Below are 25,048 nucleotides of genomic sequence, written 5' to 3'. Positions count from 1 at the left end.
TCACTTGCGCTCCTCTGCTGCTTGGGCCGCTGCTTCGGCTGCTTCGACCAAGGCCCGGAACAGGCGGACGTCGCCGGTGTCCTGCTCGGGGTGCCACTGCACGCCGAGCACGAACTCGTCACCGGGCAGCTCCGCGGCCTCGACGGTGCCGTCGGCGGCGTGCCCGGACGCGACGAGGCCGTCGCCGAGCCGGTCGATGGCCTGGTGGTGGTAGCAGTGGCCCTTCGTCTCGGGCCCGAGCAACGCGGCGGCGCGCGTGCCGTCGACGAGGGTGATGCTGCTGGTGCCGAACGTCGCGGGCGCCGGCTGGTGCGCGGTGTCGCCGAGGGACTCGGGCAGGTGCTGGGTGAGCGTGCCGCCGAGGGCGACGCTGATCACCTGCAGGCCGCGGCACACACCGAGCACAGGCTTGCGCGCCTCGCGGGCCGCCTCGAACAGGCCGAACTCGAAGGCGTCGCGGTCCGGGCGCGTGTACGTGGCCGGGTGTGGCTCGGCGCCGTACTTTTCCGGCTCGACGTCCGCGCCACCGGTGAGCACGAGCCCGTCCACGCGGTCGACGAGGCTCGCGTACCCGTCCGTCAACGGCGGCAGCAGCACCGGAATCCCACTGGCGGCCACCACGCAGTCGGCGTAAACCCGGTGCAGCAGCGTGGCTTCCGTGTCCCAGGCGAGGAACTTGGCCTGCTCGACGTAGGTGGTCAGCCCGATGACGGGTTTTCGGGCGGCGTGCTCAGAGACGTTCGAAGCCACGGATGAGCTCCCAATCGGTCACGGCCTTCTCGAACGCCTCCCGCTCCACGCGGGCGGCGTTGAGGTAGTGGTCCACCACATCGTCGCCGAAGGCCTCGCGCGCGATGCGGCTGCCCGCCAGCACGTCCGCGGCTTCACCCAAAGTGGTCGGCACGGTCGGCTTGTCGGAGCCGTACGCGTTGCCCGTGAACTCCGGCTCCAGCGCCAGCTCGTTCTCGATGCCGTGCAGGCCGGCGGCGATCAGCGCGGCGACGGCGAGGTACGGGTTGACGTCCCCGCCCGGCACGCGATTCTCCACGCGCAGCGAATCACCGTGGCCGACCACGCGCAGCGCGCACGTGCGGTTGTCGGTGCCCCACGCGACGGCCGTCGGCGCGAAACTGCCGCGCACGAACCGTTTGTAGGAGTTGATGTTCGGCGCGAAGAAATAGGTCAGCTCGCGCAGCGCGGCCAGCTGGCCGGCGAGGAAGTGCTCCATGGCCTTCGAGAAGCCGTGGTCGCCGTCGCCGGGCAGGACCGCTGACCCGTCCGTGCCGCGCAGGCTGAGGTGGATGTGGCAGGAGTTACCCTCGCGTTCGTTGTACTTCGCCATGAACGTGAGGCTCTTGCCCTCCTGCGCGGCGATCTCCTTGGCGCCGTTCTTGTAGACGCTGTGGTTGTCGCACGTGGTGAGCGCCTCGGCGTAGCGGAACGCGATCTCCTGCTGCCCGGGGTTGCACTCGCCCTTGGCCGACTCGGGGTACAGGCCGGCGCCCGCCATCTCGTTGCGGATGCGGCGCAGCAGCGGCTCGACGCGAGCGGTGCCGAGCATCGAGTAGTCCACGTTGTACTGGTTCGACGGCTTGATGCCCTGGTAGCGCTTGTCCCACGCGGCTTCGTAGCTGTCGTCGAACACGATGAACTCGAGCTCCGTGCCGACGAACGCCTGCAGCTTCTTGTCGGCCAGCCGCTCCAGCTGCCGCCTCAGCACCTGCCGCGGCGACACCGCGACGGGCCCGCCGCCGTCGACGCGCTCGACGTCCGCGAGCACCAGCGCCGTGCCCTCCTGCCACGGGACGAGGCGAAGGGTGGTGAAGTCGGGGCGCAGCACGAAGTCGCCGTAGCCCGCATCCCACGAGGAGATCGCGTAGCCGTCCACGGTGTTCATGTCGACATCGACGGCCAGCAGGTAGTTGCACGCCTCCGTGGCGTGTCCCACGACCTCTTCCAGGAAGTACTCGGCCGAGCACCGTTTGCCCTGGAGCCGGCCCTGCATGTCGGTGATCGCGACCAGCACGGTGTCGATCGTTCCGGCCGCCACCTGCTCACGGAGCGCGTCGAGCGTGAGCAACCCTCGCCTGCCAGCCATGGCACCGCCCCAAAGGTTTGGATGGGATCCTTTGCGGGTTCTTCCTACCGGCCGGTGCTCGCGGGGTCAATCCGGTCAAAGGTACTGTTGGATTCCATTGCGTAAGAGCCTCGTATGTCCGGCTTGCCCGGCTGAGAAGAATCTGTGAATCGTGGGGGCGCGGGACCAAACGCGCCGTCTCGGGCGTTGGACGGGACAAGAGAGGTGAGAGGGATGACAGAAGCATTCACGCAGTCCACGATCAGCCGGCAGCAGGCGCGGCCACAGCTCCCGACCATGCCCACAGGCTGGCCGATCGGCTCCTACGAGTCCTACGAGCAGGCACAGAAGGCGGTCGACCACCTCGCGGGCACCGACTTCCCGATCAGCGACGTCACCATCGTCGGCATCCAGCCGATGCTCGTCGAGCGCATCGCGGGCCGCATGAGCTGGGGCAAGATGCTCAGCAGCGCCGCCATGTCGGGCGCGGTGTTCGGCCTGTTCCTCGGCCTGGTGCTCAGCCTGCTCAACCCCGCCGCGGGCCTGCTGTCCATCATCATCGGCCTCGTCGCGGGCGTCGCCTTCAACCTGCTGTTCGGCGCCCTGGGCTACGCATCCAACCGCAACAAGCGCGGCTTCGTCTCGCAAAGCCAGCTCGTCGCCCAGCGCTACGACGTTCTGTCGCAGCCCCGCAACGCCGAAAAGGGCCGCGCCCTCCTCGCGGACCTCGCCGCCCGCTCGGCCTTCGGCCACTGACGTAGCTCCCGAAGCTCGGGCGCCTGGGTCTCGAACCCGGGCGCCCGAGTTCTTTTTGCCTTCTGTTCCCGGGTCCGGTGGGGACTACCCAGGACGCGGACCGCGCGCCTCGCCCGCGGCTCTCCCGCGCACCCTTCTTACTCCCACCGGTTCGGCCCACACGAGCCTCAGGCACCCCGGGGCACCGTTTGTCGGGATCAGCCGATCTTCGCGCCCCGGCGGCCCTGCGCACACCGGTTTGCGGAACCGAACCGGGCCCGGACACAAGACGGAACCGGGGGAGCAGCCCCGACCTCTGCTCCCCCGGCCCCTCGCGCGCTCTACCTCGTCGGCGGAGCAGGACTGGTCGGCGACGTCGTCTTCGCCGGGGCCGAGGACGTCGGCTTGGCAGGTGCACTGGAAGGAGCACTCGGCGCCGAAGTCACCGGCTTCGGGATCGCCGCGGCAAACGGCACGCCTGCCTGCTCGTGGCAATACCCGAGGTAGCCGTTGTAGCCGTCGCGGTTGCCGTTGGCGTCCTGGACGCCCTGGACGAGCTGCGGGCGCGGGAAGCGGTTGTCCTCGCCGACCTTCGAGCGGGTGCCGGTGTCCTGCTCGCAGCCGTAGCGGGTGACGGTCAGCGGCCGGCCCTGGTCGTCGTAGAGGTAGACGTCCGTGAGCGGCTTGCCGGAGGCGTCGAAGGCGTAGACGTTGTCGACGTCTTCGTTGCCGTACCGCAGCTGCTGGTTGCCGTAGGTGTCCGTGGACGGCGACGAGTACGACGTCGTGTCCGGGTAGTACGTGCGGTGTGTGATCAGGTCGATCGCGGCGCCGAAGCCGCCGAACGCGCCGCCGATCACGAACGCCGACACCGGCACCGCGATCCACAGCAGCCGGCGGTCGCCGCCGGTCTTCGGCCCGGCCCAGATCACCGCCGCGGCGGCCGCGATGAGGAAAGGCAGCAGCAGCACCGCGTACGAGTGCCGCACCATGAGCAGCAGGCCGAACCCGATCAGGGCCACCGCACACACCACCCACCACGCGGGCTTCAGCGAACGCAGGTACGCCACGGCCTTGTCGCCCTCGCGGTTGGAGCGCCACGACCGCACCGACTCCCGCGTCCGCACGACCTCGGGCAGCTCCAGCACGGCCGAAACCCCGCGGTGGAACAAGAAAATCAGGCTCAACGCGAACACCGGCGCCAGGAGCAGCAGACCCAGCAACCTGTCAGGGTCGAGGCTCACCGCCGCCGCGAAAGCGAACAACGCGAGCCCCGCGGCGCAGAACACCAAGCCCCACAAGGCAAATCTCGCCGCGAACAGGCTCGGGGCCTTCGCCGGAGCCAGCACGGCCGTGGCCGCTTCGGCACCCGCGGGCGCCGGCGGATAACCCCCGGACGCCCGCAGCTCGGCCGCGTAGCTCTCCGGCGAGCCGAGCCGTTCGATGAGCTGCTCGACGCGCGCGTCGGCCCCTAGCTCGGTTTCCATCTCGGCCAGGTGCGGCCGGACGTCCTCCAGGATCTCCTCGATCTCCCCCGCGGGCAGATCGCCGAGCGCGGTGCGGACCCTCGCCAGGTACACGCGCACCGCGGTGGGCTTCTCCGTACTCATGCTGCCTCTCCCAGTAACCCGTTCATCGTCGACGCGAAACTCGCCCACGTCTTCCCCGACTCCTGCAGCCGCGCTCTCCCCGGCTCGTTCAGGCTGTAGTACTTGCGGTGCGGGCCCTCTTCGCTCGGCACGACGTACGACGTCAGCAACCCGGCCTTGTACAGCCGGCGCAACGTGCCGTAGACGGAAGCGTCCCCCACTTCCTCCAGGCCGGCCACGCGAAGTCTTCGGAGCACGTCGTAGCCGTACCCGTCGTCTTCGCGAAGCACGGCCAGCACCGCCAGGTCCAGCACTCCCTTGAGCAGCTGACTGATCTCCACGGCACCCTCCAGTCTTGCGCTTGGAACGGTACCACGCATTGCGCAGTAGTGCGCACGGCGGACGGCCATTCGGCGGAAACCATCCGCGCACAGAGGTGAAGATCAGACTGGAACGCCCAGCTCACGCCGGGTTTCGCGTCGCACGTCGGCCACCAGAGCCGAGCGCCGCCACGCGCGCGTCACCTCGATGAGCCACGCGGCCTCGGCACTCACGTCGGCGGCCACGGCCCGGCTCTCGGGCGCGTCGGCATCGTCGGGCTGGAACCGGTGGTCCGCTTCGCGCGCGACGAGGGCCGCCGCGAGCGTGGCGGCGTCGACGGTCGCGGCCACCCGGCGGGTCGGCACGCCGTCGCGCCGGGCGCGGTCCACCACGCGCGCGGGCAGGTCCGGGTCGAAGTACGGCCGCAGCGCGAGGTGCCCGTCGCGGATCTCGATCACGCGCCGGTACAGCGCGAACTCCGCACCACGCCCGAGCCCGCTCGCCGGATCCAGGGCGATGCCGGGCACGGCGTCGCGCAGCACCGTCCACAGTGGCTCGATCCGGCGGTAGCCGCGGTACGCGCGCATCCAGCGGAACGGCGTGGCGAGCGACGGCCCCCACACCGACAACGTCGACCCCGCCACCGCGAGCACCACGCACGTGGCCCCCAGCACCGCGGCCGGGAGGTCCTCCGTCGCCCCGACGCGGCCATCCGAGATCAGCGCGGCCACGTCGTCGAGGTCCCACAGCGTCCACGCCACCGCCGCCACCACGCCGGCGAAGATCAGCCACAGCCCGGTGCGAAGCGAACCCGCGCGGGCGCGCGTGGCGAAGCGCGCGAAGAACACGGCGACGAGCGTCAGGCTGAGCACGCCGTACACGACGAACACCAGCTCGTACGCGATCAGGAACGGTCGCCCCTCAGCGGCGACGACCGTCTCGTCGCCGGAGCGGTCCGGGCCTGCAAGGGTGAACAGCACGATCTCCACCGCGATCACGAACCACGACAACACCGCGTGCCAGCCCAGGCGCGCGTCGGCGCCGAAGCGCATCGAGCGCGTGAACGCGACCGTGAACCCGATCGCGCCGAACTTGGCGAGGTCGCCGGCGAGCGGCGCGTACTCGGCGTACCAGCGGTGGTGGCCGGCCAGCTCGTCCATCGCCGGCATGCCGTCGGTGATGCCGAGCGCGATGCAGATGCCGAAGCCGGCGAGGAACCACAGCGTCCGCGCCGGCTGATCGCGCCCGGCCTCGAGCAGCTTCACGCCGAAGCCGGCGAACCCGAGCACGCAGGCCAGGTACGCCAGCGTCTCGATCACGGGTTCCGGCGGCGCGGGCGGCCGCCGAACATGTCGTCCATGCGGGCCATGCCGCTGTCCGGTTCCGGCCGCGGCGCCTGCACCTTCGCCGCGCGCTGGGCGAGCAACGACGCCACAAGCTCGGCTTCCTGCTCCTCCACCGCCGAGTACGTGGTCCGCCCCAGCACGCGGCGGACCAGCTCGGGCGAAAGGTTCGGCATCAACGCGCGACTCACGGCGGTGTCGATCGCCGCGCCTTCGGCGCCGGCGTCGGACCCGACGTGCCCGCACAGCAGGTGGCCCACCTCGTGCAGCAGGATGTGGCGCCGGTGCAGGGCCGTGGTGTTGGTGGGATAGAGGATGTAGTCGGCGCGCGCGGTGCTCATCAGCAGGCCGCACGGCCCGCCGGACGGCGCGTTCACCGGCATCAGCTCGATCGGCCGGCCGCGACCGGCGGCGATGCCCGCCACGAACTCGGCGGCGTCGAAGGGCTCGGGCAGCGCCGGCGCCTCGGCCAGGCGACGGCACCGTCGCCAGAGCTCGCGCTGCCGGTCCGCCACCGCTCAGTCCTCCTTCTTCACGCCGCTTCGCGCGGCCTCCCTCCGGGCGATCGCGTCGATCATGTCGCTGATCGTGTCGAGCCCGTCGGGCGAGAGCGTGATGGCCCGCAGCGCCACATCGCGGACACCGGCGTCGCGCAAGGCGCCGAGCAACGCCAGCTCTTCCGCGATCTTCACGCTCTGCTCGTCGTCGAAGAAGTATGCCGGAGGAACGCCGAAAAACTGCGCGAGCGCCTCGAGATGACGCTTCGTGGGATTGTCGCGACGCCCGGTGCGCAGCTGCCAGAGGTACGTGGTGGAGAAGCTCTCCCCCGTCGCCTCACGGCACGCGCGGGCGACCTCCTCGTGGCTGTACTGCTCGCGGTCGGGCCGGCGCACGACGTGGAACAGCTGGTCGATCTTGTCGGCCAGCGACGATCTGTCCGGCTCCGTCATGCTGCTCCTCTTCCGCCGCGTTCATCCTAGTTGATCGCCCCGACAGGCGCATCAACGCGAGCTGCGGGGCCGCGGCTGGCACTTCGGGCAGGAGTAGGACGAGCGGTTCATGAACGGTTCCCGCCGGATCGCCGTTCCGCACCGGCGGCACGGTAGTCCCTCCTGGCCGTACGCGTCGAGGGAACGGGAAAAGTACCCGGATTGCCCGTTCACGTTGACGTACAAGGCATCGAAGGACGTGCCGCCCACGGCGAGCGCGGCGTTCATCACCTCGCCGGCGGCGGCCAGCAGCGCGCTCCCCTGGGCGCTGGTGAGCTTGTCGGTGGGCCGGGTGCCGTGCAACTTGGTGCGCCACAAGGCTTCGTCGGCGTAGATGTTGCCGACGCCGGAGACGAGGGTCTGGTCCAGCAGTGCGCGTTTGACCTCGGTGCGCCGCGAACGCAACACCTTCACGGCAGCCGCCGGGTCGAACCGCGCGTCCATCGGGTCGCGCGCGATGTGGGCGATGGTAGCGGGCAGCAGGTCGCCCTCGACGTCGGCGAGCTCGTCGAGCGCGAGGCCGCCGAACGTGCGCTGGTCCACGAACCGCAGCTCCGGACCGTCGTCGTCGAAGCGGACGCGTACGCGCAGGTGCTTCTCGTCGGGCGTGCCCTCGGGCTGCACCAGCATCTGGCCGCTCATGCCGAGATGCGCGAGCACGGCCTCACCATGCGACAGCTCGAGCCACAGGTACTTGCCCCGCCGGCGCGCGGCCTCGACCACGACACCGGCCAGACGGCCGGTGAAGTCTTCGGCGCCGAGGGCGTGCCTGCGAATCGCGCGCGGGTGCAGGACCTCGACCTTGCTGACGGTGCGACCGGCCACGTGGGCCGCGAGGCCGGCGCGCACGACCTCGACCTCGGGAAGTTCGGGCATGGCGTCCATTCTGCCCGCCCGGTACGACACTTCCGGACCGGCGGGCGTCAGCCTTCGGACTTGGCCGAACCGTCGGAGCCGTGGCCCCGCTCTTCGGAGAGGGCGCGCCACGCCGTTTCGGCGGCCTTCTGCTCGGCTTCCTTCTTCGTGGTGCCGGAACCGTCTCCCAGCGGACGACCCGCGACGAGCACCGTGGCGGTGAACTCCTTGCGGTGGTCCGGACCGGTGTCCTCCACGCGGTACTCGGGCACGCCGAGACCGGAGGAGGCGGTGAGCTCCTGCAGGCTGGTCTTCCAGTCGAGACCGGCCCCGCGCAGGGGCGCCTCGGCCAGCAGGCCGTCGAAGAGGTGGTGCACGAGCTTGCGCGCGACCTCGATGCCGTGAGCCAGGTAGGTGGCACCGATCACGGCTTCGAGACCGTCGGCGAGGATGCTCGCCTTGTCCCGGCCGCCGGTGAGCTCTTCGCCCTTGCCCAGCAACAGGTGCGCCCCGAGACCGCCCTCACCCAGCCCGCGGGCGACACCCGCCAGCGCGTGCATGTTGACGACGCTGGCGCGCAGCTTCGCGAGCTGGCCTTCCGGCAGGTCCGGGTGCGTGGTGTACAGGTGGTCCGTGACGACCAGGCCGAGCACCGCGTCGCCGAGGAACTCCAGCCGCTCGTTGGGCGGGAGCCCACCGTTCTCGTACGCGTACGAGCGGTGGGTCAGCGAAAGCCGAAGGAGCTCGGGGTCGAATTCGACCCCGAGCGCCTCGAGCAGTGTGATGGGATCGGCCGCGGGTCCCCCGGCGGACTTACCCCCCATGGTCGGCTGCCCGATCAGGCGGGCTCGACGACCTGGCGGCCGTTGTGCTGGCCGCACGTCGGGCACGCGATGTGCTGGAGCTTCGGCTGGCGGCAGGCGCGGTTGGAGCAGGGCACCAGCTGAACCGGAGCCGCCTTCCACTGGCTGCGGCGCGCGCGCGTGTTGGATCGCGACATCTTCCGCTTCGGGACGGCCACGAGTAGATCTCCTTCAGACTGTCTGCCCGCGTTCACGAGCCGAACTGACTTCTCCCGGATCGAGCTGGACGCTCGTCAGGCTTGCTCTCCGGAGCCGTGCGCAGGCTTTTCGCCCGCGTTCTCGTCGAATCGCTCGACCAGCGCGGCCCACCGAGGGTCTATCTTCTCATGCCCGTGTCCGGGCTCGAGATCGGCCCACTTGACGCCGCATTCGGTGCACAGCCCGGCGCAGTCCTCCTCGCACAGCGGCACGAGGGGAAGCGCCAGGACCACGGCGTCGCGGACGATCGGTTCGAGGTCGATCCGGTCGTCGATCAGCCGCGGGATCTCGTCCTCGTCGGTGGTCTCCTCCGTGGCCGTGCCGGGGTAGGCGAACAGCTCGGTGAGGTCGACCTCGATCTCCTCGGTGAGGGGGTCGAGGCAGCGCGAGCACGTGCCGGTGGCGGTGGCGCTTGCCGTTCCGCTGACCAGCACACCCTCGACCACGGATTCGAGGAGCAGGTCGAGCTCGAGGACGGAGCCGGCCTCGAGCGAGATGACGTCGGGCACACCGAGGGCGGCCTCGATCGGCACGCTCCGGCGCACGTCGCGGCTCAGGCCGGCGCGCCGGCCGAGCTCACGGGTGTCGACCACCCACGGGCTCTTGTCGTCGAGCTGTGCGGGGCGGGTGTTCTGGGCAGGGTTCTCTGACATCGGATACCAGGGTACGCACGGTGCGCCAGTGGTTTCGCGCTGGTGCCGAGCGTCACTCCCGCAGGGGGTCAGACCTGGTAGTCGTACAGCGTCGGACGACCGCCGCTGCCGCCCAGGTTCACCGGGGAACGCAGGTGGTTGCGGCCCGAGTCGACGGTGCGCAGCGTGGTCGCGAGCAGCTCCGAGAACTCGGCGAGCTTGCCGTCCACGTACGCGTCGCAGTCGGCGCGCTGGCGGTCGGCCTCGGCGTGGGCCTCGTCGACGATGCGGGCCGACTCGGCGTGCGCGGCCTGGACCACCTCGGTCTGCGAGACGAGCCGCGTCTGCTCGGCGCGGGCGTCCTCGATGGCGCGCTCGTAAGCGTCGCGGCCGGCCTGGATCATGCGCTCGGACTCGGCGCGGGAGCGGTCGGTGAGGTTCTGGTACTCGGCCTGCCCGGCGGCGACCATGCGCTCGGCCTCGTTGTGGGCGTCGCCCATCATCTGCTCGGCGCGGGCGCGCGCGTCGGCGAGGATCCGCTCGGCCTCCGACGCGGCGTCGGACACCGTGCGCTCGGCCTCTTCGTTGGCGCCGGCCACCGTCTCGCCGGCTTCCTTGCGGGCGGCGTGCAGCAGGTCGTCGCGCTTGTCGAGCACGTCCTGGGCGTCGTCGACCTCGCCAGGCAGCGCGTCGCGGACGTCGTCGAGCAGCTCGAGGACGTCACCGCGCGGCACGACGCAGCTGGACGTCATGGGCACCCCGCGGGCCTCTTCGACGATCGTGACGAGCTCGTCGAGTGCCTCGAAAACCCGGTACACGGCCACTCCCTCAAGCAGTAATCCCCGTTTCGCTACCGATCAGTCTGCCCGCTTGCCGGCCTGAAGCGGTGAACGCGCGCCGGACTGGGCGTGTCCTCTTGCGAACGACTCATGACGCAGCGTGCCGCCCCACCCGGCGCGGGTGGGGCGGCACACAGGCCGGTCAGGGATTTCAGGAGTTGAGGTCGATCGCCTTGAACGTGGAGTAGCGGTCCGGCGTGTAGGCCAGCTCGCCGCCCTTGCCCTTGATCACGCGGTCGTTCGTGCCCACGGGGAACAGCTGGTAGTAGCCCGCCGCGCAGGCCGGCAGCACGCCCTCGCGGTTCTCGTAGGTCTGGCCGGTCGCGCCGCTGCGCACCTGGTTCACGACCGACTTCGCGGCCGAGGACAGAGTGGAGTAGCCGATCTTCGCCAGGCCCGAGAGGTTGCCGCAGGAGCCGGTGTCGCCGCCGCCACCACCGTTGACGTCGATGACCTTGAAGGTCTCGTAGTGGTCGCCGGTGTAGAAAAATTCGCCACCCTGGCCGGTGATGATCCGGCGCGTGCCGCGGTTGCTCGCACCGGGCGTGGGCACGGTGTACTCGTGGTAGTAGCTCGAAGCGCAGGACGGCAGGATGCCCTCACGGTTGTCGAAGACGACGCCGTCGTTCTTCGGGTACGGGAAGGGCCCGCCCTTCTGGATCAGGTTGTAGGTCGTCGTCGCCTCCGCGGGGAGCGAGGACAGCGACGTGTGCGAGAAGCCCGACAGGTTGCCGCAGGAGTTCTGCAGCACGGACGCCGGCGCCGCCGGGGCAGCGGGTGCCGCGACCGCGGCGGTGCCCAGCCCGAGGAATCCGACCAGCAGCGCGAACAGGACGGTCGCTAAACGCGAACGGTGGTTGGCCATTTTCGGACCGTAACCCGATCGGATGGTCGCGAGGCTGCCGTCAAGTGAACAGCTTCGAGCGTTCCCCGAAGTCCCGACGATGGTCGCAACCCGTTCGGGCGAATGCGCCGGGTGAACGTGCGAAACTGCTCGGATCTTGTTCGGGTACGAACCGGATCTTGTTCGCGAACGAGCGGTTTTCGTCCGGGACCGCGCTCAGCCCTGGTGCGGGAACACCTTGCCGAGCCGTTCGAACACCACCGGCGGCACGAGCCGCTCGACGTCGCCGCCGAGCGCCGCAACCTCCTTCACCAGCGAGCTGGAGACGAAGCCGTAGGCCGGGTTGTTGGCCATCAGCAGCGTCTCGAGACCGGTGAGCTCGCGGTTCATCTGGGCCATCTGCAGCTCGTAGTCGAAGTCGCTGACCGAGCGCAGGCCCTTGGCGACGGCCGCGATGTCGTTCTCGCGGCAGTAGTCCACGAGCAGGCCCTGCCACGAGTCCACGCGCACGTTGGGGAGGCTCGCGGTGATCTCGCGCAGCATCTCCAGCCGTTCCTCGACGGTGAAGAGGCCCTTCTTGCTCTTGTTCACCCCCACGGCGACCACTACCTCGTCGAAGAGGACGGAGGCCCGCTCGATGATGTCGAGGTGTCCGTTGGTGGCCGGATCGTAGGAACCGGGACAGACCGCACGCCGCATGCGCGGACGCTACCAAGCCGCGACGCTGCGCGCGCACTTCGTGACTGCTGCGTCACACCTGTGATCGACACGTGTACTCGGCCCAGTGCAGGGCGGTGTCGCCGTACTTCTTGTCACGCGTGGGCGTGTAGGCGCCGGGCCAGTCGGGCGCGCCGTCGCGAGCGGCGCGTTCGATCACCACCAGGGCGCCGTCGGCGAGCCAGCCGCCTTCGTCGAGCGCGGCCAGCACGGAGCCGAGCGCGGCGGCGTCCACGGCGTACGGCGGATCGGCCAGCACCACGTCGAACAGGGCGGGCGCGGGCGCGGCGACCACGGTCTCGACGGGGGCCGCGCGGACGGTGCCGCCCAGGCCCAGGGCGCCGACGTTGCCGCGCAGCACGTCGGCCGCGCGGCGGTCGGCCTCCACGAACCAGGCGTCGGCGGCGCCGCGGGAGAGGGCTTCGAGACCGAGGGCGCCGGAGCCGGCGTAGAGGTCGAGCACGCGGGTGCCGTCGAGCTCACCGGCCACTTCGAGCGCGTTGAACAGGGCTTCGCGCACGCGTTCGGACGTCGGGCGGGTCCCCTTGGGCGGCACCTTGAGCCGCCGGCCGCCCGCCTTCCCCGCCACGATCCTCGTCACCCCGCCATCTTCGCCGAACGTCGCAGTGTGGCGTTGGGCAGGACTTGCTGAATCACGCGCGCGCGGGCGCGTACAGTCGTTCTTCGCCCTCGTGAGGCATCGAGTCGTTTAGGAGCGTTGCGTGTCGGAACCCCGGGTGAGACGGGCGGAGATCGCCGTCGAGCAGGCCCACGTGGATCGGGTCTACACCCGGCTCGCCGAGCTGCGGGTACAGGCCGAGGCGATGCGCACGAAGGGCTACGAGCTGGGGCAAGGCGCCCAGCGCGAGGCGATTTTCGAACAGGCCTCGATGCTTTTCGAACGCGACATGATGGTCTTTCACGCCAACCAGACCCTCCAGACGCTCGACGCCGAGTACGAGGGCCTCGTGTTCGGCCGGCTCGACCACCTCGACCGCGACCACATCTACGTCGGCCGCCTCGGCATCCGCGACAACGAGTTCGACAACCTCGTCACCGACTGGCGCGCGCCCGCCGCCGCGGCGTTCTACCAGGCCACGGCCGAGGAGCCGATGGACGTGGTGCGCCGCCGGGTCATCCGCTGCTCCGGGCAGAACGTGCTCGACGTCGACGACGACGTGCTGATCCCCGACGCCGTGCCCGAGGACATGCAGGTCGTCGGCGAGGGCGCGCTGATGGCCGCGCTCGGCCGTTCCCGCGGCGAGAAGATGCGCGACATCGTCGCGACGATCCAGAAGGAACAGGACGAGGTCATCCGCGCGCCGTGGCGCGGCGTAACCGAGATCACGGGCGGTCCGGGCACGGGCAAGACCGCCGTCGCCCTGCACCGCGCCGCGTATCTGCTCTACCGCCACCGCCGCCAGCTCGGGGGCGCCGGCGTGCTCGTGATCGGGCCGTCCGGGGTGTTCACCACGTACATCTCGCGGGTGTTGCCGTCGATGGGTGAGACGAACGTGGAGCTGCGCGCCCTCGGCGAGGTGCTCGACGGCCTCGCCGCCACCCGCCAGGACACCTCCGAGCTCGCCGCGATCAAGGGCTCGCTGCGCATGCGGAAGGTGCTGCTGCGCGCGTTGCGCGATACACCGCCGGAATCGCCGCAGGAGATGCGCATCGTCTACCGCGGCGAGGTGCTCAAGCTCTCGGCGCGCGAGCTGGAGAAGGTCCGCCGTAAGGCCCACACCCAGGGCGCACCGCCCAACCGCGCGCGCGTACGCACGGCCGAGCTGCTGCTGGGCGCGCTCGCCGACAAGGCCGAGGAGTACGCGAAGGCCGACGGCAAGCAGCTCGACCGCGCGGAGCTGATCAGCGACCTCGGCGAGCGCATCGAGTTCCACCGCTTCCTCGTCGTCTGGTGGCCAGTCCTGTACCCGGCGCAGATCCTCAAGTGGCTCGGCGACGAGAAGCGCCTCGCCGCGGTCGCGAAGGGCGTGCTCAACCGCCACGAGATCTCCCTCCTCTCCGCCGACTTCGCCGAGCGTTCGCGCGGCTGGTCCGTCGCCGACGTCGCCCTGCTCGACGAGCTGCGCGTCCTCGTCGGCCCCGAACCCAAGCGGCGCCGCCGCCAGACCGTCCTCGAGGCCGAGCCCGAGCGAGGCAGCACCGGCGGCGGCACCCACCGGCCCGAGCACTACGACGAGTACTCCCACGTCGTCGTCGACGAGTCCCAGGACCTGTCCCCCATGCAGTGGCGCATGGTCGGCCGCCGCGGCAAGTACGCCAGCTGGACCGTCGTCGGCGACCCGGTGCAGAGCTCCTGGCCCGACCCCGACGAGGCCGCCGCCGCGCGCGACCAGGCCTTCGGCGTGAAGACCACCCGCCGCCGCTTCACGTTGCGCACCAACTACCGCAACTCCGCGGAGATCTTCGACCTCGCCGCGAAGGTCGTCACCGGCCACGCCCAGGCCGACGAGCTCCCCCGCGCCGTCCGCACCACCGGCATCGAGCCCGAGGTCCGCCCCGTCGAGGCCGGCGCTCTGGAAGGCGCGACGCAGGCCGCGGTGAAGGAACTCCTCGGCTCGGTCGAAGGCACCGTGGGCGTCATCACGGCCATGGACCGCGTCCCCGAGGTCAACGCCTGGTTCACCGACGAGACCGACGAACGCCTCAAGGTCGTCGGCAGCCTCGACTCCAAGGGCCTCGAGTACGACGCCGTCGTCCTCGTCGAACCCATGGATCTCGTCACCGAGTCCTCCACCGGCCGCCGCGTCCTCTACGTCGCCCTCACCCGGGCGACCCAGCACCTCATCGTCCTGGCCTCGAACCCGGACTGGCTGCCCAGCACCTGACCCTCCGCCGCCTTCAGGCATTTGCCTCTCAGCGGCGACGCCCCGGCTGGCTCGGCATCTCCGGTCTTGGCCAGGTGATCGAGTCGACCGGACTCTCGGGCCCGGCGCCCGCCGCGCTCCCAGATCCCGCGGCCGCCAGTGCTCCCGGACCCCGCGGCCGCCGCGCTCCCGGGCCCCGCAAGTACTGGCGGCCCACGCCTCGGCCGGCGAGCCGCGCGGCCGCGGCCAGGATGGGCCGGGCGCAGGTTCGCCGCTGATCGGCGACACCCGCGCGACCCAGACGCCGAATGACCTCGCGCCCGCCAAGGCATGCTGCGCATACAAGAGACCCGCAACCCATCGCCTGACCGTGAGGCTGGCCACAACCAGGCCACGCACCCGCTCGCTCCGACTCGTCCGCGTCCGCGCCGTCTCGCCGGGGTCGCGGCCCCGACGACACGGCGCGACCCAGATTCGCCACTGATCGGCGACGGCCTCGCCTGCCGCGGCGACCAAGACACGCACCACCGAACCCAGCACTCCGGCAGAGGCCACGCACCCGAGTGGACCGTGGCCACAAGCCCGGCCCCGGCCCGACCACGGATTCGCCGCCGAGTGGCGAACCCCTCGCCACCCGGCGGCGAACCGCTGGTGCGTCCGATCTCGACCGAACGCCGGCCACCCGACCTTGACTCGCCGGGAAGGGAACAGCCGTCGTGTGCGTTACTGCTCAGCGTGAGTTCTCTGCCTGACGTCCCGCTGTCCGTGCTCGACCTCTCCCCCGTCTCGGACGGGCACGGGGTCGGCGAAGCGCTGCGCAACACCATCGACCTAGCCCGGCACGCCGAGCGGCTGGGGTACCGCCGCTACTGGCTCGCCGAGCACCACAACATGCCGGGCATCGCCAGCTCGGCCACGGTGGTGCTGATCGGGACCGTCGCCGACGCCACGGAGTCGATCCGCGTGGGGTCGGGCGGCATCATGCTGCCCAACCACGCGCCGCTCGTGGTGGCCGAGCAGTTCGGCACGCTGGAGGCGCTGCACCCGAACCGCATCGACCTCGGCATCGGGCGCGCGCCAGGCACCGACCAGCGCACGGCGCTCGCGCTGCGCGGCCCCGGCGGGCTGTCCGCCGAGAACTTCCCCGAGCAGCTGATGGAGCTGCTCGAGTACTTCGAGAGCGACCCGGCGCGCGGCGTCAACGCCGTGACCGCCGAGGGCAACAAGCCGCCCCTGTGGCTGCTTGGCTCGTCCGGCTTCAGTGCGCAGCTGGCCGGCCGCCTCGGTGTGCCGTTCTCCTTCGCACACCACTTCGCGGCCGAAAACACGCTGCCGGCCGTGCAGCTCTACCGAGAGAACTTCCGCCCGTCCGAGACGCTGGCCGAGCCGTACGTGATGCTCGGCGTATCCGTGGTCGCCGCGGAGACCGACGAGCGCGCGCAGTTCCTGGCCGGCCCCAGCGGGCTGACGTTCCTCAGCCTTCGCCGCGGCCGCCCCATCGCGCTGCCGACGCCCGAAGAAGCCGCCGAGTACCCGTACACGGAGATGGACCGCGCGTTCCTCGCCGACCGGTTCGGCTCGAGCATCATCGGCTCGCCCGAGACCGTCCGAAAGGGACTCGACCAGCTCCTCGCCGACTCGGGCGCCGACGAGCTCATGGTCACCACCATGGTCCACGGGCACCAAGACCGCCTGCGCTCCTACGAGATCCTGGCGGACCTCAAGAACTGACGGCACGCAGAAGAGAGATCCCGGCCCGAGTGGCCGGGATTTTTCTTTTCCGTTCCCCGCACCTAGCTCCTCGTCGTCGCTCAGTGGCAACGGGACCGGCGCTGTGCACGACGCTCATCCGTCTTGTATCATTCACTTGATACAAGACAGGGGGATCACACCATGCAGCTCGACTCCGTGGTCGGCGTCGCGATCGCTTGCGGCCTGTTCGGCTTGGCCATCCTGTTCGTGCTCTGGCCAGGTCAACGCCAGGGCGCGCGCCTGCTCGCCAAATGGGGCTTGCCGGACGCAACCCCGGACCAGGTGTCCGTGGCCGTGCGCTATCTGCGTCGCCGCAGGTTCTGGTATCCGTGGCTCTTCGTGGGCCTCCCGTTCATTCCCGGCGCGGCGGACTTCGCGAACTCCATCGACCTCAACGCGATCATGACCGTGCTCCTCCTCGGCGGGTTGATCGCCGAAGTGCTCGCGCAACGTCCGTCTCCGAGCGCGCGACGCGAAGCCGTGCTGGCGCCACGCGGCATCCTCGACTTCGCCCCGCTGTGGGCGATCGTCGTCTCCGCGCTGGCAGCGCTCGCCGCCGCGGTCCACCTCGCCGTGATCGGCGAATGGACGTTGTTCGGCATCACCGTCGCGGCCACCGCCGTCGCGTGGGGCGTGGTGCTCCTCGCCGTCCGACGGCCGGCCGCGGGTGATCCCGACGTCGACCTGGCGCTGCGCTGCCGCAGCGCACGCGTCGCGCTCGGGCTCGCCACCGGCATGTGCGCCTGGCCCGGCGGCAACTTGCCGTCGTTCCTGGCGTTCGTCGTCACGCTGGCCGCGTTCATCGCGATCGCCACGCCGCCGCGGAAACTGCCCGCGCCGGTGACGGCGAAGTAGATGCCGTTGCGAGTGACCGTCGATGCTGACAACGGCGTCGCGCCCTGGCGTCAGGTCCACGACCAGATCGTCCGCGCGATCGGCACCGGCGCGCTGCCGGTCGACGCCCGGCTGCCGCCGATCCGCCAGCTCGCCCGAGACCTCGGGCTCGCCTCCGGCACGATCGCCCGCGTCTACCGCGAACTCGAGGCCGCCGGCTGGGTGACCACGGCTCGCGCCAAGGGAACAGTCGTCACCGGCTCGGCCGAGCGGCCGGACCGCGCGTCACTGCTCCGCGACGCTGCCACCGAGTACGCCCTGCGCGTTCGAGAGCTGGGCGTCGATCCGGAGGAAGCCGTCGACGCCGCGCGGGCAGCCCTGAGCGACGTTCCGCAGGACCAACAATGATCCCCTGAACCCGGCCGGCGAGCTTTTCGCCACTTCGCAGACCACATCCGGTACGGCTCGGGCACACCTCCTTCTGGCCGTACTCACTCGTGGTCGCGCACCGGGGCGAAGATCACCGCCGAAGCGGAATCTGCCCGTGGGCAAACGGGTTCAGTCCTGCAGCAGCACCCTCCCCACCGCGGCGATCACAGGCTCGAGGATCTCGAGCTCTGTGCCCACGCACTCCGTGATCCCCGCGCCGATGACGTCCATTTCGGACAGTGCATCGATCGCCCGGACAAGCTCGCTGACCGTCAGCCCACCGGGCTCCGGGTAGTTGACGCCACCGAAGGACGCCGGGTCCAGGACGTCGAGGTCGAGGTGCAAGTACACCTGCTCACCGCCGGACTCACGCAGCGTCGCGACGGCATTGTCGGTGCGTACAGCCAAACCTCGGCCGATGGCCTCTTCCTCCGGGGCGTCGAAAGCCCGCGTGCCGAACAAGGCCACCCGGCCGGCTTCGACAGCCGGGCTCGCCGCGAACTGCTCGTCGCCTTCGCCGAGCAGCGACCGCAGCACCATGCCGTGGAACGCGCCCGACGGCGACGACGAGGCCGTGTTCAGGTCGGGGTGCGCGTCGAACCAGGCGACGCCGAGCGCCGGGCCGTAGCGGTACCGCGCGACGCCGATCGGCACGAGCTCGACTCCGCAGTCGCCGCCGATCGTCAGGACCGGGCCGCCAGGTGCTTCGAGCGCGGCGAGTTGCGCCCCTCGGTTCGTGCCCGTGAGCACGGCCCGGTTGGCGACGCCCGACACCGCGTCGGAGGTTTCGGGGTCCTGGTGGATGTGGTGCACCGGCAGGCCGAGGACGTGGCCGGCCAGCTCGGAAAGCGCGAGGCAGCCCTCGACCAGTCCCCGTGCCCGGGGGCCGATCGCGCCCTGCCACTGCGGCACCGCGTTGATCAGCATGCGCCCGACGTTAGCGCGGCGACGCCGGTCGAGACGAGCCCATCACGGCGCGAACGGTCCATTCGCGCCGTGATGGCACGAATGGACCGTTCGCGACGGTCGAAACTGGCGCAGCGACGCGCTACTCGAGCACGATGAGGAGGTCCCCGCCCTCGACCTGCTGAACGGAGGTGATCGCCAACCGACCGACCTTGCCCGCCGCCGACGCGGTGATCGAAGCTTCCATCTTCATCGCCTCGATCGTCGCCACGGTCGCGCCGGCCTCGATCTGATCGCCTTCCGCCACCTGCAGCGTCACCACACCGGCGAAGGGAGCCGCGATCTGCTTCGGGTTGCCCTTCTCGGCCTTTTCGGTCGCGGGGACGTCCGAGGCGATGGAACGGTCGCGGATCTGGATCGGCCGGAGCTGGCCGTTGAGCGTCGACATCACCGTGCGCACACCGCGCTCGTCGGCCTCACCGATGGCTTCGAGCTCGATGAGCAGCCGGACGCCGGGCTCCAGGTCGACCGCGTACTCCTCACCCGGGCGCAGACCGTAGAAGAAGTCCTTGCTGGACAGCACACTCGTGTCGCCGTAGGCCTCGCGGTGGGCTTCGAACTCCTTAGTCGGGCCGGGGAACAGCAGCCGGTTCAGGGCCGCGCGCCGGTTGTCGGTGAGATCCTTGCGGTCCTCTTCGGACAGTTCCGCCACGGGCTTGGCCGCCGAACGGCCCTCCAGAGCCTTGGTGCGGAACGGCTCCGGCCAGCCGCCCGGCGGGTCGCCGAGCTCGCCGCGCAGGAAGCCGATCACGGAGTCCGGGATGTCGAACTTGTTGGGCTCGGCCTCGAAGTCCGCGGGTGAGACGCCGGCGCCCACGAGGTGCAGCGCGAGGTCGCCGACCACCTTGGACGAAGGCGTGACCTTCACGAGGTGGCCGAGGATCTTGTCGGCCGCGGCGTACATGGCCTCGATGTCCTCGAAGCGGTCGCCGAGGCCCAGCGCGATGGCCTGCGTGCGCAGGTTCGAGAGCTGGCCGCCCGGGATTTCGTGGTGGTACACGCGCCCCGTGGGCGACGCGAGGCCGGCCTCGAACGGCGCGTAGATCTTGCGCACGCTCTCCCAGTAGGGCTCGAGGTCGCCGATCGCCTGCAGGTCGAGGCCCGTGGTGCGGTCGGAGTGGTCGGTCGCCGCGACGATCGAGCCGAGCGACGGCTGCGAGGTGGTGCCGGCCATGGATGACACGGCGCCGTCGACCGCGTCCGCGCCCGCCTGGATCGCGGCGAGGTAGGTGGCCAGCTGGCCGCCCGCCGTGTCGTGCGTGTGGATGTGCACGGGGAGGTCGAACTCCTTGCGCAGCGCCGTCACGAGCTTCGCGGCGGCTGGTGCGCGGAGCAGGCCAGCCATGTCCTTGATGGCCAGGATGTGCGCCCCGGCGCCCACGATCTGCTCGGCCAGCTTGAGGTAGTAGTCGAGCGTGTAGAGGTTTTCGTGGGGATCAGAGAGATCGGAGGTGTAGCAGAGCGCCACTTCGGCGACGGCGGTACCCGTTTCGCGCACGGCTTCGATGGCCGGCCGCATCTGCTCGACGTCGTTGAGGGCGTCGAAGATGCGGAAGATGTCGATGCCGGTGGCGGCCGCCTCCTCGACGAAGGCGTGCGTCACCTCGGTGGGATACGGCGTGTAGCCCACGGTGTTGCGGCCGCGCAGCAGCATCTGCAGGCAGATGTTGGGCACGGCCTTGCGCAGCTGCTCGAGGCGTTCCCACGGATCCTCGGCCAGGAAGCGCAGAGCGACGTCGTAGGTGGCGCCGCCCCAGCACTCGAGGGACAGCAGCTGTGGCACGGTCGCGGCGACGACCGGGGCTACGGCCAGCAGATCCTTCGTGCGCACGCGCGTGGCGAGCAGCGACTGGTGGGCGTCGCGGAATGTCGTGTCGGTGACGCCGAGCATCGGCGACTGCCGCAGCCAGCGGGCGAAGCCGGCCGGGCCCAGCTCGGTGAGCTTCTGCTTCGAGCCGTCCGGCGGTGTCACGTCGGCGGGCAGCTTCGGCAGCTTCGCCGTCGCGTCGAGGGTGCGCGGGCGCTCGCCGTGGGGGCGGTTCACCGTCTGGTCGGCCAGGTAGGTGAGCAGGCGCGTGCCGCGGTCCGCCGAGTGGCGGGCGGTGAGCAGGTGCGGGCGTTCCTCGATGAACGACGTGGTGACGCGGCCTTCGCGAAAGTCCGGGTCGTCGAGCACCGCCTGCAGGAACGGAATGTTCGTGGAGACACCGCGGATGCGGAACTCCGCGACCGCGCGGCGGGCGCGGCCCACGGCGGTCTTGAAGTCGCGGCCACGGCAGGTGAGCTTCACGAGCAGCGAGTCGAAGTGGGCGCTGATCTCCGTGCCGGAGAACGCGGTGCCGCCGTCGAGCCGGATGCCGGAGCCGCCCGGGGAGCGGTAGGCGCTGATCATGCCGGTGTCGGGGCGGAAGCCGTTGGCCGGGTCTTCCGTGGTGATGCGGCACTGCAGCGCGGCGCCGCGCAGGTAGATCTTGTCCTGCGAGAGGCCGAGGTCGGCCAGCGTCTCGCCGGAGGCGATGCGCAGCTGGGACTGCACGAGGTCGACGTCGGTGACCTCCTCGGTCACCGTGTGCTCGACCTGGATCCGCGGGTTCATCTCGATGAACACGTGGTTGCCCTGGCGGTCGAGCAGGAACTCGACGGTGCCGGCGTTGCGGTAGCCGATCTTGCGCGCGAAGCGCACGGCGTCGGCGCAGATGCGGTCGCGCAGCTCGGGGTCGAGGTTCGGCGCGGGCGCGAGCTCGACCACCTTCTGGTGGCGGCGCTGCACGGAGCAATCGCGCTCGTAGAGGTGGATGACGTTGCCCTCGCCGTCGGCGAGGATCTGCACCTCGATGTGCCGCGGGTCGACCACGGCCTTCTCGAGGAACACCGTCGGGTCACCGAAGGCCGACTCGGCCTCGCGGGCCGCGGCTTCGATGGACTCGCGCAGCATCGCCGGGTCCTCGACGCGCCGCATGCCGCGGCCACCGCCGCCGGCGACGGCTTTGACGAACACCGGGAAACCGAGGTCGTCGGCCGCGGCCACCAGGGCATCGACGTCGCTGGAGGGCTCCGACGAACCCAGCACCGGCACGCCAGCCTCGCGCGCGGCCTTCACGGCGCGCGCCTTGTTGCCCGTGAGCTCGAGGATTTCGGCGCTCGGGCCGACGAAAGTGATCCCCGCCTGCTCACAGGCGAGCGCCAGGTCCGGATTCTCCGACAGGAAGCCGTAACCCGGGTAGACCGCGTCGGCACCCGCCTTCTTGGCGGCCTTGACGATCTCCTCGACGGAGAGATAGGCGCGCACCGGGTGGCCGGGCTCCCCGATCTCGTAGGCCTCGTCGGCCTTCAGCCGATGGAGCGAGTTGCGGTCTTCGTGCGGGAACACGGCAACCGTGCCCGCCCCCAGTTCGTAGCCTGCGCGGAACGCTCGGATCGCGATCTCACCGCGGTTGGCCACCAGCACCTTGCGGAACATGCCCGGTCCTTCCCGTTTCGGATCGGTAGTGAAGGCACGTTACCCGGTTCTTCTCGCCCTCCGGGAGCCGAAGTCCAAGTGATGGACATCATGCGCGCCGACCTGCGTGCATGATGCGGGGATCCGGGGCTCGCCGCAACAGTCAGGACGTCGGTGCGGCCAGGGTGCAGAGCAAACGGTTGGCAGTGCCGGAAGGCACGTTTTTCAGCACGTCCGGGGACGCTGCCTGCACCAACGCCTTGTCGACGTCGGCCGGCGCGGCGTCCGGGTGCAGGGATCGGTAGACGGCAGCGGCGCCTGCGACGACGGCCGCGGCCATCGACGTACCCGATAACGTGCCGACGTCCGACGAGCCCGCGATGGGCGCCGGGATGTCGACGCCCGGCGCGTAGAGGTCGACGGGCGTCCCGAAGTCTGAGAAATTCGCCACCTGATCCTGCACGTCGCTCGCCGCGACGGTGAGCGCGGCCGGGACCCTCGCCGGCGAAACCTGGCTGTCGTCTTCGCCACCTTCGCCCGCGGGGACGACGGTGGGCATCACCGCGGCAAGGCCGGCCACGGCGTTGTCGAGCTGCTCGTTGGCGACGCCGCCGATACCGAGCACGGCGACGGCCGGTTGGTGGGCGTTCTGGGCGACCCAGTTGATGCCCGCGATGATGTTGTCGGTGGACCCGCCGCCGTCCTTGTCGAGCACGCGGACCGGGAAGATCTGCGCGGCCTTGGCGACGCCGTAGCTACGACCGGCGACGATGCCGGCGACGCGGGTGCCGTGGCCGTTGGTGTCGGAGGTGTCGGCGCCGGTCGTCAGGAAGTCCTTGCCCGGCTGGACGCGGCCCTGGAAGTCGGGGTGCTTGGCGTCGACGCCGCTGTCGATCACGTAGACCGTGACGTCGGCGGCGTCGGATTCGTAGCGGTACTTCTGGTCGAGGCCCGTCGGTTGATCGATCCGGTCGAGCGCCCAGCTCGGCGGGTTGACCTGCGTGCCGCTGGCCGCGAGCGCGGGCGAGTTTCCCACCACCACCAGCAGGAACACCGTTGTCGCCGAAAAAAGACCACGAGCCGTTCGGTTCCGCATTCCTGCGTCGTATCCCGAGCGCGCGGCGACGGCAACTCGACGTCACACGATGGGCTGGTCCGTGTTTGGGCTCGAAATCCGGTTGCCCACTCGCCGGTGCGCGGCGAAAGTGATCATGGAGCGAACCAGGGGGAACGATGAGCGCCAACGCGTACATCGCCGTTGTCCTCTACGAGGCAACGAGCGATTCGCCCGCGTACGAACCGCTGTACCGCGAAGACTTCGTGCTCGTGTACGCCGAGAGCGAAGAAGCCGCGCGCGAAGCCGTGACCCGGCGCGTCGAAGGCGAGACGGGCAGCCACCGCAACGAGCAGGGCGAGCTGATCACGTTGCGCTGCAAGCGGGTGGTCGACGTCGCGCGCGCCCTCGAGGACGACCTCACGCACGACGCCGACCTGTACGCCCGGCACTTCCGCGATTTCGCCGCCTATCGGCGATTCGAACCGCTGATGGCAGACTAGCTCCGGGGCACGTGGTCGCTGACGGACATCGTCGGCAGGTAGACCAGGGCATCGAAGGCCTGGACAACGTCCACCTGGGTGAACATGTGGGCGTGGCGCATGCTCGTCGGGCCCGCCACGCCTTTCGTGCGGTTGGCACGCAGGTCGACGAGGCAGGCGTCGGAGCCGGCGAGGGTGGCTTCGACGCTGTCGTCGCCCGGCGGCGGGAGCTCTTCGGTGTGGACGCGGAAGCCGAGGCGTTCGCCCTCGTCCGGGGTGAGGCCGCTGGTGGTCCCGGTGCCGGCGGTGACGCCGAGGGTGAAGTAGTCGTTGCCGAACTCGGCGGCCAGGTGGGTGCCGGCCGAGGGGAAGACCAGGCCGGGCGCCGCGGCGAAGGGGACGCGCTGGAGATGTCCGTTGTGGACCATCACGACGATCTTCGCGCCTTCGCCGTGTAGGCGGCGAAGCAGCTTCACGGTCGACGCCATGTATGTGTCGCGCGACGAACTCTGCATCGGCGGCGCGACGCCCGCCATCATCGCCGCCAGCTCGCGCAGGTACATGTCGATGCGCAGGGCACCGAGGGCGTGGTGCTCGGCGATGGCGTGAGCGTCCCGGTCGCGCCATTGCGAGTAGACGGGTGCCAGCGATTTCAGGTGGGACAGGAGGGCGGTGAAGGCTGCCGTCGCGGCGTCGCGCGCGGGGGCGGCCATCGCCGCGTAACGGCCAGGGGCGACGGCACTGCTGACGGACGCGTATGGCTCCGAAGCGGTGAGGCCGGCCTCGACCAGCGGGAGTACGTCGGGGGCGACGTCCTCGAGGTAGCGCTGCACGGCCTTCAGCGCGGGCACGGGTGAGCCGCCGGAGCTCGGGACGTCGAGGCCGGCGTAGCGAACGCCGCCGTGGCCGCGGAGCCAGGTGAGCATGTCGTGCGCCTCGGGTGAGTCGCCGAGGGAGAAGGTGAAGCCGTCTCGCCCGATTTCGGCGACGTCACCCGGAGCGCCGCGCAGCCAGCCGTCGACGAGCTCGCCCTCAGCGAACCCCGACTCGAACCCGAGCACGGTAAAGCCGCGTTCCTCGACGAGGTGGCGCAGCAGCCGGTTGCGGAGCTCGCCGAACTCGCGGATGTGGTGGTTGTTCTCCCCGATCGCGACGATGCGCGCGTCTCCGATCAGGTCGGCGATCGATGAGACGTCGTCGGGCGAGAAAGGTGTGCGGAAGTCGAGGTCTGGCATACTGGGCACACTAACGCAACTGGAGTCGCA

The 25,048-nt window shown here is 70.4% G+C and carries 25 protein-coding genes; 6 read left to right on the top strand and 19 right to left on the bottom strand.

What is annotated here, in order from left to right; genetic code table 11:
* Together AB0H62_RS39545 and AB0H62_RS39540 are read right to left on the bottom strand one after the other, a co-directional pair.
* Positions 1-750 (bottom strand): gamma-glutamyl-gamma-aminobutyrate hydrolase family protein, encoded by a 750-nt coding sequence (locus AB0H62_RS39545; protein ID WP_360591785.1) that lies wholly within the window; start codon positions 748-750, stop codon positions 1-3.
* On the bottom strand, positions 731-2,098 hold the full coding sequence (locus AB0H62_RS39540; RefSeq protein WP_220237680.1) for a glutamine synthetase family protein: 1,368 nt from the start codon (positions 2,096-2,098) through the stop codon (positions 731-733). The genes AB0H62_RS39545 and AB0H62_RS39540 overlap by 20 nt, the downstream gene beginning before the upstream one ends.
* A gap of 213 nt (positions 2,099-2,311) precedes the next feature.
* Between AB0H62_RS39540 and AB0H62_RS39535 the strand changes: the two genes are divergently transcribed.
* Positions 2,312-2,833, top strand: a complete 522-nt coding sequence (locus tag AB0H62_RS39535; RefSeq protein ID WP_220237679.1) for a general stress protein — start codon at positions 2,312-2,314, stop codon at positions 2,831-2,833.
* A 320-nt stretch (positions 2,834-3,153) separates the two neighbouring features.
* Here the strand turns inward: AB0H62_RS39535 and AB0H62_RS39530 are convergent, their stop codons facing one another.
* The 13 genes from AB0H62_RS39530 to rsmD form a co-directional block, all read right to left on the bottom strand.
* Complete coding sequence (locus tag AB0H62_RS39530) at positions 3,154-4,422, bottom strand: hypothetical protein (RefSeq protein WP_360591783.1); 1,269 nt, start codon at positions 4,420-4,422, stop codon at positions 3,154-3,156.
* Positions 4,419-4,742, bottom strand: a complete 324-nt coding sequence (locus AB0H62_RS39525; RefSeq protein ID WP_220237677.1) for a PadR family transcriptional regulator — start codon at positions 4,740-4,742, stop codon at positions 4,419-4,421. The genes AB0H62_RS39530 and AB0H62_RS39525 overlap by 4 nt, the downstream gene beginning before the upstream one ends.
* A gap of 102 nt (positions 4,743-4,844) precedes the next feature.
* Positions 4,845-6,041: an MAB_1171c family putative transporter gene (locus AB0H62_RS39520; protein ID WP_220237676.1), complete on the bottom strand. Its 1,197-nt coding sequence runs from the start codon at positions 6,039-6,041 to the stop codon at positions 4,845-4,847.
* Positions 6,038-6,580: a hypothetical protein gene (locus AB0H62_RS39515; RefSeq protein ID WP_220237675.1), complete on the bottom strand. Its 543-nt coding sequence runs from the start codon at positions 6,578-6,580 to the stop codon at positions 6,038-6,040. The genes AB0H62_RS39520 and AB0H62_RS39515 overlap by 4 nt, the downstream gene beginning before the upstream one ends.
* A gap of 3 nt (positions 6,581-6,583) precedes the next feature.
* On the bottom strand, positions 6,584-7,015 hold the full coding sequence (locus AB0H62_RS39510) for a helix-turn-helix domain-containing protein (RefSeq protein ID WP_220237674.1): 432 nt from the start codon (positions 7,013-7,015) through the stop codon (positions 6,584-6,586).
* A 51-nt stretch (positions 7,016-7,066) separates the two neighbouring features.
* Positions 7,067-7,930 carry a bifunctional DNA-formamidopyrimidine glycosylase/DNA-(apurinic or apyrimidinic site) lyase gene (gene mutM / locus AB0H62_RS39505; RefSeq protein ID WP_360591780.1) on the bottom strand — a complete coding sequence of 288 codons (864 nt, stop codon included), beginning with the start codon at positions 7,928-7,930 and terminating at the stop codon, positions 7,067-7,069.
* A gap of 47 nt (positions 7,931-7,977) precedes the next feature.
* Entirely contained in the window at positions 7,978-8,733 is a 756-nt protein-coding gene (gene rnc / locus AB0H62_RS39500) for a ribonuclease III (RefSeq protein ID WP_220237672.1), read from the bottom strand.
* 14 nt (positions 8,734-8,747) lie between these two features.
* A complete protein-coding gene (rpmF, locus tag AB0H62_RS39495) occupies positions 8,748-8,930 on the bottom strand; it encodes a 50S ribosomal protein L32 (RefSeq protein WP_220237671.1) in 183 nt (60 codons plus the stop codon).
* 75 nt (positions 8,931-9,005) lie between these two features.
* Positions 9,006-9,623 (bottom strand): DUF177 domain-containing protein, encoded by a 618-nt coding sequence (locus AB0H62_RS39490; protein WP_220237670.1) that lies wholly within the window; start codon positions 9,621-9,623, stop codon positions 9,006-9,008.
* 68 nt (positions 9,624-9,691) lie between these two features.
* Positions 9,692-10,420 carry a DivIVA domain-containing protein gene (locus tag AB0H62_RS39485; RefSeq protein ID WP_220237669.1) on the bottom strand — a complete coding sequence of 243 codons (729 nt, stop codon included), beginning with the start codon at positions 10,418-10,420 and terminating at the stop codon, positions 9,692-9,694.
* 172 nt (positions 10,421-10,592) lie between these two features.
* Complete coding sequence (locus tag AB0H62_RS39480; protein WP_360591777.1) at positions 10,593-11,306, bottom strand: ribonuclease domain-containing protein; 714 nt, start codon at positions 11,304-11,306, stop codon at positions 10,593-10,595.
* 195 nt (positions 11,307-11,501) lie between these two features.
* On the bottom strand, positions 11,502-11,984 hold the full coding sequence (gene coaD, locus AB0H62_RS39475) for a pantetheine-phosphate adenylyltransferase (RefSeq protein ID WP_220237667.1): 483 nt from the start codon (positions 11,982-11,984) through the stop codon (positions 11,502-11,504).
* 52 nt (positions 11,985-12,036) lie between these two features.
* Positions 12,037-12,603, bottom strand: coding sequence for a 16S rRNA (guanine(966)-N(2))-methyltransferase RsmD (rsmD, locus tag AB0H62_RS39470; RefSeq protein WP_220237666.1), 567 nt, complete (start codon positions 12,601-12,603; stop codon positions 12,037-12,039).
* A 121-nt stretch (positions 12,604-12,724) separates the two neighbouring features.
* On the opposite strand from rsmD, the gene AB0H62_RS39465 reads away from it, so the two are divergent.
* The 4 genes from AB0H62_RS39465 to AB0H62_RS39450 all read left to right on the top strand — a co-directional run bounded on the left by AB0H62_RS39465 (position 12,725) and on the right by AB0H62_RS39450 (position 17,821).
* Positions 12,725-14,848 carry an ATP-binding domain-containing protein gene (locus tag AB0H62_RS39465; protein ID WP_360591775.1) on the top strand — a complete coding sequence of 708 codons (2,124 nt, stop codon included), beginning with the start codon at positions 12,725-12,727 and terminating at the stop codon, positions 14,846-14,848.
* A gap of 714 nt (positions 14,849-15,562) precedes the next feature.
* The gene (locus tag AB0H62_RS39460) at positions 15,563-16,558 is read left to right on the top strand and encodes an LLM class flavin-dependent oxidoreductase (protein WP_360591773.1); all 996 of its coding nucleotides are present in this window, start codon (positions 15,563-15,565) and stop codon (positions 16,556-16,558) included.
* Positions 16,559-16,720: 162 nt separating this feature from the next.
* The gene (locus AB0H62_RS39455) at positions 16,721-17,434 is read left to right on the top strand and encodes a hypothetical protein (protein WP_360591772.1); all 714 of its coding nucleotides are present in this window, start codon (positions 16,721-16,723) and stop codon (positions 17,432-17,434) included.
* Positions 17,435-17,821 carry a GntR family transcriptional regulator gene (locus AB0H62_RS39450; RefSeq protein WP_360591770.1) on the top strand — a complete coding sequence of 129 codons (387 nt, stop codon included), beginning with the start codon at positions 17,435-17,437 and terminating at the stop codon, positions 17,819-17,821.
* A gap of 150 nt (positions 17,822-17,971) precedes the next feature.
* Here the strand turns inward: AB0H62_RS39450 and AB0H62_RS39445 are convergent, their stop codons facing one another.
* The 3 genes from AB0H62_RS39445 to AB0H62_RS39435 form a co-directional block, all read right to left on the bottom strand.
* Positions 17,972-18,769, bottom strand: a complete 798-nt coding sequence (locus AB0H62_RS39445) for an arginase family protein (RefSeq protein WP_360591768.1) — start codon at positions 18,767-18,769, stop codon at positions 17,972-17,974.
* Between the two features lie 121 nt (positions 18,770-18,890).
* Complete coding sequence (locus tag AB0H62_RS39440; RefSeq protein ID WP_220237660.1) at positions 18,891-22,268, bottom strand: pyruvate carboxylase; 3,378 nt, start codon at positions 22,266-22,268, stop codon at positions 18,891-18,893.
* A gap of 142 nt (positions 22,269-22,410) precedes the next feature.
* Positions 22,411-23,343 carry a S8 family peptidase gene (locus AB0H62_RS39435; protein WP_360591765.1) on the bottom strand — a complete coding sequence of 311 codons (933 nt, stop codon included), beginning with the start codon at positions 23,341-23,343 and terminating at the stop codon, positions 22,411-22,413.
* A 137-nt stretch (positions 23,344-23,480) separates the two neighbouring features.
* Here AB0H62_RS39435 and AB0H62_RS39430 point away from each other — a divergent pair, with 137 nt between their 5' ends.
* Complete coding sequence (locus AB0H62_RS39430) at positions 23,481-23,804, top strand: DUF4288 domain-containing protein (RefSeq protein ID WP_360591763.1); 324 nt, start codon at positions 23,481-23,483, stop codon at positions 23,802-23,804.
* Here the strand turns inward: AB0H62_RS39430 and AB0H62_RS39425 are convergent.
* Entirely contained in the window at positions 23,801-25,018 is a 1,218-nt protein-coding gene (locus AB0H62_RS39425) for an erythromycin esterase family protein (protein ID WP_360591761.1), read from the bottom strand. The genes AB0H62_RS39430 and AB0H62_RS39425 overlap by 4 nt on opposite strands.
* Between the last annotated feature and the right edge of the window lie 30 nt (positions 25,019-25,048).

The organism is Amycolatopsis sp. NPDC050768 (assembly GCF_040654155.1).
Lineage (GTDB): Bacteria > Actinomycetota > Actinomycetes > Mycobacteriales > Pseudonocardiaceae > Amycolatopsis.
The sequence above is the reverse complement of the archived record's forward strand: the minus strand, read 5'-3'. Positions and strand labels throughout refer to the sequence as shown.